Origin of the sequence: Frankia sp. AiPs1 (genome assembly GCF_023716945.1) — a bacterium.
In the GTDB taxonomy this organism is placed as follows: Bacteria; Actinomycetota; Actinomycetes; order Frankiales; family Frankiaceae; genus Frankia.
Genome location: NZ_JAMQQF010000232.1, coordinates 1 through 8,691, shown reverse-complemented (window position 1 = coordinate 8,691; position 8,691 = coordinate 1). Strand labels below are relative to the sequence as shown.

At 72.4% G+C, this 8,691-nt stretch carries 7 protein-coding genes and 1 pseudogene; 2 read left to right on the top strand and 6 right to left on the bottom strand.

The features are described from left to right. A pseudogene (locus ND748_RS18815) lies at positions 1-785 on the bottom strand (hypothetical protein); the annotation flags it as partial. A gap of 201 nt (positions 786-986) precedes the next feature. Between ND748_RS18815 and ND748_RS18810 the strand changes: the two are divergent. Next, a complete protein-coding gene (locus ND748_RS18810) occupies positions 987-1,652 on the top strand; it encodes an HD domain-containing protein (protein ID WP_251747271.1) in 666 nt (221 codons plus the stop codon). A gap of 110 nt (positions 1,653-1,762) precedes the next feature. Here ND748_RS18810 and ND748_RS18805 read toward each other — a convergent pair whose 3' ends face one another. The 5 genes from ND748_RS18805 to ND748_RS18785 form a co-directional block, all read right to left on the bottom strand. Beyond that, entirely contained in the window at positions 1,763-3,007 is a 1,245-nt protein-coding gene (locus tag ND748_RS18805; RefSeq protein WP_251747269.1) for a C4-dicarboxylate ABC transporter substrate-binding protein, read from the bottom strand. 286 nt (positions 3,008-3,293) lie between these two features. Further along, the gene (locus ND748_RS18800; protein ID WP_251747267.1) at positions 3,294-3,986 is read right to left on the bottom strand and encodes an alpha/beta hydrolase; all 693 of its coding nucleotides are present in this window, start codon (positions 3,984-3,986) and stop codon (positions 3,294-3,296) included. A 721-nt stretch (positions 3,987-4,707) separates the two neighbouring features. Continuing rightward, entirely contained in the window at positions 4,708-5,319 is a 612-nt protein-coding gene (locus ND748_RS18795; protein ID WP_251747265.1) for a superoxide dismutase, read from the bottom strand. Positions 5,320-5,979: 660 nt separating this feature from the next. Then, positions 5,980-6,462, bottom strand: coding sequence for a bacterioferritin (gene bfr, locus ND748_RS18790; protein ID WP_251747263.1), 483 nt, complete (start codon positions 6,460-6,462; stop codon positions 5,980-5,982). Positions 6,463-6,864: 402 nt separating this feature from the next. Then, positions 6,865-7,296, bottom strand: a complete 432-nt coding sequence (locus ND748_RS18785; RefSeq protein ID WP_251747261.1) for a response regulator — start codon at positions 7,294-7,296, stop codon at positions 6,865-6,867. Between the two features lie 285 nt (positions 7,297-7,581). Here ND748_RS18785 and ND748_RS18780 point away from each other — a divergent pair. Further along, positions 7,582-8,691 (top strand): DUF4386 domain-containing protein (locus ND748_RS18780; protein ID WP_251747259.1); only part of this gene is annotated, 1,110 nt, incomplete at its 3' end.

Here is an 8,691-nt window from a genome sequence, read left to right as displayed (position 1 = left end):
GCGCCGAGGCCGCCCGCCCCGCCAGCCGGACGCACATCGCCGTATGCACTCGAAGCCCCCGGTTCGGACCAGGGTGGTTCCATCCCGCCGGCCTGGTCCGAACCGTCGCCCAGCCCGCCCGGCCCGCCCGGGGCGTCCGGGGCGTCCGGGGCGGTCGCGAGGTCGTCTCCGCCGTCGCCGTCTCCCGCTGCGGCGACCGAATCGGGGGCGGGCGCACCGGGGACGGGGGGCCCGAGTCGGGGATCCGGATCGTTCGCGCACAGCCTCGGGTCCAGGCGGCGCAAGTCGAGGACGTCGCTGGCCGCCTCGGCCACGCTCGCCTCGAAGGGCTGACCGGCCTTGATCCCGTCGTAGCGGGCCCGCAGCTGCGCCGCCGGCTCACCCTTGTCGACCAGCAGTTCGACGGGGGCGAACAACTCGGCGGCTGCGGCGGCGTCGGCCTGGGACAGGGCCGCACGCAGTTCCTGGGCCGTGGCCAGCGCCCGCCCCTGCCGGGTGACCAGGTCGTCGGTGGCATCGAGACGGTGGGCGACGACACCGCGCAGGGTCAGCCCGAACAGGGCCAGGGCGACGACGAGCACGCCGAGCAGCCCGACCAGCCGGACGCCGGCATCGCAGCGCGCGGCGACGGTGCGCGCCAGCCGTGCGGCCCGCGGGAGCCAGCCGGGGCCGGGCGGGACCGGCGTTCCGCGAGCCCTGCCCTCGCGCCGTCGCCAGCCGCCCCCGCGGCGCCCGGAATCCGGCCCTCCGCTGGGAGCAGGCGGCGGCGACGCTACAACCGTCACGGTCACTGAGCGTATACGTGTTCCCTAGTTCCCGTTACGCGGCGCGGTGATTTCCGCCGACCCGGCCGCTGTCTCCTGTGGTCGGGACCGGCCGTTCGTCCCATCCGTCTGGGAGGATCGGTCGAGCCCGTGCCCTCCGATCAGGCGGCGGCGCATCGGGCGGCGGCCGCGGCGGGCACCGGAAGAGGAGCGTGCAGCGGCGTGTCGACGATCCCATCCCCCCCTCGCGACGAGCCCGCAGATCCGGGGCAAGGGCCGGTCGAGCCGCCCCCGGGGATCACCGATGCGCGCCTCGCCCGACAGATCGCCTTCCTGCTGGAAATCGACCAGCTCAAGTCGGTGCTGCGGCAGAGCCACCTGATCGACCGGTCCCGCCGGGAGAACGACGCCGAACACTCCTGGCATCTCGCGATGCTCGCCGTTGTCCTCGGCGAGTACGCGGCGGCGCAGGTCGACCAGGCGCGCGTCATCCGGATGCTGCTGATCCACGATCTGGTGGAGGTCTACGCGGGGGACACGTTCCTGTACGACCCGCAGGCCGCGGCCGGCCAGGCCGAACGCGAGCGTGCCGCCGCCGACCGGCTGTTCCCGCAGCTTCCCGCTGACCAGGCGAACGAGCTGCGGGCGTTGTGGGACGAGTTCGAGGCACGTCGCACCCCCGACGCCCGGTTCGCCCGCGCGCTCGATCGGGTGCAGCCGCTGCTGCTGAACTTCTACACCGCCGGGAGCACCTGGCGCCCGCACGGGGTGACCAGGGCGGACGTGCTGGCCCACCGGAAGACCGTCGAGGACGGCTCACCGGCGCTGTGGGAGTACACCCGCGTCATGATTGACGAGGCGGTGCGCCGCGGGTACCTGCTGGGCTGACGGCCCACCCGGGCCGCAGCAGGACAGCCCGATCGGAGGAGACGGTGGAAGCTTCCTGGCTGGCTACAAGTCCACGACCGTCGGGGCAGCCCGATCGGAGGAGGCGGTGGTCAGGACAGGCCGCAGTGCTGCTGCGCGGTGTACTCACGCAGCGCGGTCGCGACGGCGGGCAGGACCGGCACCAGGCAGAACACCGGGTTGCGCCAGAGCTGGCGGTATTCGCCGGCGGCGTCGGAGTCGGCGTGGGTGTCGGATTCGAGCGCGTCGCTGTGGGCGTGGGCGACGGCGGCGGGCGCCGCCTGGCCCAGCGCCCCGGCGAGCCACGGCCGGTCAGCCATGATCCTCGCCGCGGCGACGGCGAGCCCGGGGTCCACGGTGTCGCGGGCCACCAGGCCGTTGGGGGCGCCGATCGTCGCCGTCGGCTGGTTCATCCCGCTGTACGTTCCGGCGCTGATCGTCCGGTCGGCGAAGATCCCCGGCGCGCCGTCGCGGCGGACGAACCCGGCGCCGGCGACCCGCTCGTAGTACCGGTCCCAGTGCGTGCCGAAGCCCTCGCGGTACCGGTCGATCGGGAGGAGCTGCAGGTCGCTCGCGGCGCTGCCGAGCCGGCGAATCCGCTCGTCGAGGATCCCCGACGGCGCCGCCACCCACACCACCGCCTGCACCGGGTTCGTGGACGTCGCCGGATCGGTCAACGAGTCCATCCCCTCGCCGAGGGTCTGGTAGACGACATGGGGCAGCGGCAGCGCCGGCGGCGTGAGGGCGCACACGTTGTCGAACAGCACGTCGTTCATCTGTAGGGAACCGGACAGCTCCAGGCCGCCGGAGACGGTCTTGCCGCACAGGTCGCGCAGGCTCGACACCTCGCCGCGGCGGACGATGACGTGCACGAGGTCGAAGTAGGAGGGCCCGAGCGTGCGTAGCCGGTTGACCTGGTTCAGGGTGCCGCGGCGGAACCGGGCCGCACTCTGGTAGTCGAACTGGTAGATGCCGAAGGTGGCGTCCACGGCGACGTTGAGCTGGACCATCGCGAGGGAGCAGGCGGCGGCCCCGTCATCCTGCAGCCGGTAGATGTTGTCCGCGCTGCCGTCGGTGGCGACCGGATCGACGGTCAGCCCCCAGCCGGGATGGCGCCGGACGAGTTCGCGGCCCAGCTCCTGCGCGACGACCCAGTACGGGGAGTTCGCCTGCCCGCTGTAGATCCGCACCGTTCGGCAGCGCGTCCCCGGATCGTGCGAGCTCCCGCGCGCCGGCACGAGCAGGACGACGAGCAGCGACGCTGCGAGCAGGCCGACCGCCAGGGCGGCGGCCGTCCGTGGCCGCTTCCGTGGCCTCGCCGACGACGATGACGCCACCCCGGTACCCCCCCGCCTCTCCCCGGTCCCCGACCCCCACAGCGGCGACCGCCGCGGCGCGGGCGGGCCCGATGTGCGCTCAGTATGCCCGACATGTGCAGGCACCTTCACGCTGGGAGAGCGGCCGGCGTCACCGCGTCCGCCCGACGGGCACGGCCACCGCAACGCACCGCACGGGGGCGCAGGGCCGCGGGGCGCGGGCGACGACGCGGAATGGGAGGGGTAGACGGGAGGTGGGAGGTGGGAGACGGGGGGTGGGGGGTGGGGGGTGGGGGCGGGAACGGTCTCAGGCGTCCAGGAGGGACTCCAGGAACAGCACGGTGCGCGCCGCGACGCAGCGCCGTCCCGGTCCGGTGAGCACGTCGTGGCCGCCGGGGACCACATCGAGTTCGGCGCGCGGTGCAGTCCGGGTCGTCATCCGCACCAGGGGCAGTGGGCTGATCTCGTCGGCGGCGCCGTGCAGCAGCAGGATCGGCAGGTCGGGCAGGGCGCGCGGCGAGGGCTCCTCGACGGGCAGGCCGGCCACGAGCAGGTGCAGCAGCGGCAGGCCGAGCAGAACCAGGCCGTCGGGACGCACGGCGGGCGAGCCGACCATCGCCAGCGCCGCCAACGCGCCGGTGTCGGAGCCGAGCAACACGAACGGCACGCCCGGGACCCGTCCCTCGACCAGGGAGGACACCCGGTTACCGCCGTCGGGGACGACGGTGATCAGGTAGCCGTCGAGCGCCAGCCGGTCGGCGAGTGCGTCGAAGAGCGCCGGGTCCTCCCCGCGGCCGGGCAGGACGGCGATCGTGGCGCGGATGTCGCGGCGGGCGATGGTGGCGCGGGCGACCGGCCGCACGGGTGTCGCGGCGGGGCTGCGCGGGGCGGGGGTCACGGTGGAGGCCACCATCGGGCGGGCGGAGCGTGGCGCCGCGACGGCGGGAAACGCGCCCGCCTGCCGATCGGCGAGGGACAGGGGCTGGAACGGCGACATCATCGGCGCCTGGTCTCCTTCGGAGGAAACGGATCGCCGCGGCCTGATGACCGGGCGTGCCGCGGACGCGGCAGGAGCATGGTCGTGCGTCGGGTGGCCGGTCGGGCGGGTCACGCCGGTGGGGCGTCCGGGCGGCGGCCCTGGTCCCCCGCCTGTCCCGACGCCGAACGCCACGACGCCGGCTCCCGGGCTACGACCGGCTCACCGGCAAAAGCGCCAGAGGCCCAGGACGAGGCGGGCGCCGGCAAGCCAGCGAAAGCGGGGCTGGCGGGGAGGTCGGGGAGGTCGCTCGGCGATGGTCCGCCGCCGTCCGACGGAGGAAGGTCCGGCGACGGGCCGACGCCCGGTCGGGACTTCCCGGCGGATCAGCTCAGCGACAGCGCCATGGGGAGGATGACGGCGACAGGGAGACATCGTGCCCGAACTGAACGGACTGACGTGCGTCCACAGACATGCTTACTACTCTCGGTAGTCGCACTGTCATTCGTCAACTCGTTCTCGCTGTGTGCTACATCACTTTCACGGATCGGGGGTGGCGAAGCGTGCAACGACGGCAAACGACGGCAAGGGCATCACCCGAGCGGGTGATGCCCTTGCCCTGACTTGCCACGACGCCGCGACGGGGCTCACCCCCGCCGCGCGCCTGCGCCCACGCCCCCACCAGCCCGGGCCCGATGGACCGGACTCGAGCGGGCGTGGACCCGGGTGGTGCGTGGTGCTGCGATCAGACGGCCGCCGCGGCCTTCGCCTTCGCGAGGCGCTCGGCGACGTCGGCCCAGTTCACGATGTTCCACAGGGCCGCCGCGTAATCCGCCTTGACGTTCTTGTACTGCAGGTACCAGGCGTGCTCCCAGGCGTCGAACACCAGCAGCGGGGTGTTGCCGACACCGACGTTGCTCTGGTGGTCGTACACCTGCTCGACGAGCAGCCGCTGGCCGGTGGCGTCGTAGGCCAGCACCCCCCAGCCGGAGCCCTGCACCGTCGTGGTCGCCGCGTTGAGCTGCGCCTTGAAGGCGTCGAAGGATCCGAAGTCGGCGGCGATGGCCTCGCCGAGCGCGCCGTCCGGCTTGTCACCGCCGTCCGGGGAGAGGTTCTCCCAGTAGATCGAGTGGAGAATGTGCCCGGAGAGGTTGAACGCGAGCGTCTTCTCGAGACCGACGATGGCGCCGAAGTCGCCCTTGTCGCGCGCCTCCGCGATCTTCTCAAGGGTGTCGTTCGCACCCTTGACGTAGGTCGCGTGGTGCTTGTCGTGGTGCAGCTCGACTATCTGTCCGATGATGGACGGTTCCAGTGCGCCATAGTCGTACTTCAGTTCGGGCAGCGTGTACGTCGCCACTAGAGCACGATCCTTTCCGTTCGCAAGGGATTTTTCGGGGGCACCCACGCGGGGGCTCCCGGCGGTTCGGGTGGGCGGTTCCGGCGACGTCGACAGCCACCGGCCGGGCAGCCGGGGTCGGCGGAGCCTGGCGATGCCCATCGGCCCTCTCCTCCTCCGGCGAGCCGCCGAGACGGCACCGGTGTGGACGTCGACGTCAGGTGCTGCGAACGCCCGCTTGGACACTATCGCCAGGAGGATCGGTCCTGCATAGCGAGACCGGACACCGCCACGCGGGAAGACTCGCCGCCAGCTGCGGCCCATAACAGCCGGTGACGGCGACGAGGACGAGGACGGGATTCGGTGACCCAGGGAACAGCCGAGCGCGCCGGCCGGGAACCGCCCCGCGCGAACGCCCCGAGAATCCTCGGCGCCACCCGTTCGGCGCCGCCCGCACGGGCGCGGCCGAACAGGTCGCACGAGGAACCGCCGGGCCGCCCCCGCCAAACGGACCGGTTGTCGAGAGGCGCGCCCGCCACCGGTGACGCGCAGGGGTGGGCCAGGGCATGCTGCGATCCCTTCCCACCGACGGGCGCAACTATTCCGACCTCTGCCCGGCGCCTGCCACCGGCCGTGCCCAGCGCCGCCGCTCCCACCTCCGCAGTGCCGACACCCGGGGTTTCAGTCGTCCTCGTGGATCTGCTGGGTGAGGTAGTTGGCCGCGCCGAGTTGGGAGATCAGCTCGAGCTGGGCGTCGAGCCAGTCGATGTGCTCCTCCTCGGAGACGAGGATCTGCTCCAGGAGGACCGCCGAGCCGATGTCGCCGCGCTCGCGGCTCAGCGCGACGCCAGCACGCAGCACGTCAACGGCCTCGAATTCGCCGGACCGGTCGATCTCGAGCTGCTCGGGAACCGTCTCGCCGATGCGCAGCGTGTGCAGCCGCTGCAGGTTCGGCAGACCGCCGAGGTAGAGAACACGCTCGATGAGCAGGTCGGCGTGCTTCATCTCGTCGATGGACTCGTGGTAGTAGTGCTCCGCGATCCGCCGATAGCCCCAGTTGCGCTGCATCCGGCTGTGCAGGAAATACTGGTTGATGGTTGTGAGCTCGTTCGTCAGCACACTGTTGAGCACTTCTATGATTTCCGTGTCGCCACGCGTCGCCATCGGTATCCACACCTTTCCGTCGACTGTTTCCAGCCGGACGTCCCACACCGCGCCGGGGCGGCGCGGCCGGCCGCTCCGGTCACCCCGGCAGCCCGCGACCGGACACCGACCATCTGCGACGACGGGGACACAGATCGACCGGACCGGGCAGGCTTACGAACCTCGAGCCACCAGCAAATCACAAGGATGCGTAATTCGCAGCGAGCCGACACTCCCGACCCGTCACAACGTTCGGAACATCGATACAGGTAAGGCTGCCTGAAGTTAGGAGAGGCTACCCGTAGGTGGCATGCACGACGGGGACGATCCACCGCAATCACAGCCGGGTTCACCGTCGGAGGACCCCCCGGGAATCGACCTGCGACGTCCCGCCGCGGCCACTAATACCAGGATCGCACAAGCTCAACTTCCGGGCAGACGGACCAGGCCGAGATAGAAGTCGTCGATCCGGTGGAGGGCCAGGATGAAGGCGTCGAAGTCGACGGGCTTGGTGACGTACGCGTTCGCGTGCAGGCTGTAGCTGCGCAGCACGTCCGTCGGGGCGTCCGAGGTCGTCAGGACGACCACCGGGATGGTCAGCAGAGCCGGGTCCTCCTTGATCGACATGAGGACCTCCCGGCCGTCCATCCGGGGCATGTTGAGATCGAGCAGGATCAGGTCCGGCCGGGGCGCCCCGGCTTTACGCAGGAAGCGCATCGCCTCGACCCCGTCGGCCGCCACGTGCAGCTCGTGGTCGAACCCGCGGTCCGTCAGCGCCTCGGTGACCATGAGCGTGTCACCGGGGTCGTCCTCGACGAGCAGGATCCGGAACGAACGAACGGCGGTGGCGGGCACTGATGCGCCTTTCCTGACAGTCGTCGACGTTCTGGGTGACCCGATGCGGGGTCGACGCTCACGCGCGCTGGCCCACGATATCGCCGGGTGCCCGGTTCGGCCGGGCCTGTCCGCAGGCTGTGGCCGGCATGACCCGAACGGACGGCGGGCCATCCGCCTCCACCGGTCACGTGGTGTAACAATCCCGCCACGACCTCCGCCGCGCGGAGGGGGCTGGTTCGCGCGGCGGGTGTCTGCCCGGCCGCCGTCCCGCCAGCTCGGGTCGGTCGGGAGGAGCCGCGTTCGATGTCCACGGGCCAGCGCGCCACCGCCGTCCTGTTGTTGGTCTGCGCGGTGTGCGGCGCGGTCGGCCTCACCGAGCTGCGCCATGCACTCGACTACCCCGAGGTGCTCAGCGCACCTCCGGCCGACACCCTCGCGGTGGTACGGGAGCACTGGCTGGCGATCGGCGTCGGTGTCGTGCTTGCCGGCATCGCCGCGGGTCTGCTGCTGCCGATCACCGTGGGAATCGTCCGTCTGCTGCCGCGCGGCCCGCATCGCCCCCTGCTGACCGTGCTCGCTGCGGCGACCGCCGGCGCGCACCTCACCGGCCTGCTGTTCTGGCTGATCACGGTGCCGGCGCTGGCCCGGCGTGCGGCGATCCCCGCCCAGGCGGACCATGCCTCCGCCGTCTTCGACACCGCACGCACCCTGTTCGCGGTGATGATCGGTGAGGTCCTCGCCTGCCTGCTGACGGCGAGCTGGACAGTCGTCCTGCTGACCCGCGCGGCCCGGGTCGGCAGGACCTGGCGGCCGGCCGCCCGACCCGCGTTGCCGAGGGCCGCCGCCATCGCTCTCACCGGCTGGGGCGGCCTCGCCGCGGGGGGTGTGCTCGGGGGAGTCCTGCTGCCGTTCGGGGTGGATATCGCGGTCACCGGGCGCGTCGTCGGGGAGCTGCTGTGGTACCTGTGGCTCGTCGGACTGGCGGTCGCCGTCGGGCATCTCGATCCTGATTCGCTCGCGGCGGACTCGACCGTGGCCCCGGCGGCCGGCGGCCCGGCGTTGCCCGCCGAGCGGGTGGGCAACGACGCAGCCCGTCCGGACCGGGGTCACCCGGCCCTGCCCGTCGGCAGGGTGCCCGCCCGGGCGGGGCACTCCCCCGGCAGCGTCCCCTCTCCCCCGATTGCCCTGCCCGCCGGGGCCATAGCCGAGCGCGACGGTCAACTCCTCGCGCCGCGGTCGGCCGACGACGCCTTCTTCGACGCGGCCACCGAGATCTCCTGGGGGAACCCGCCCGCCGCCGGCGGCGGGGCCGTCCTGAACCGGCCGGACCACGGGGCCGCCCGTCGGGAGGATCCCAACGGCTCCGACCCGGACGATCGCGCGCGCGCCGGCGCCATCGTCGAAGCCCACCGC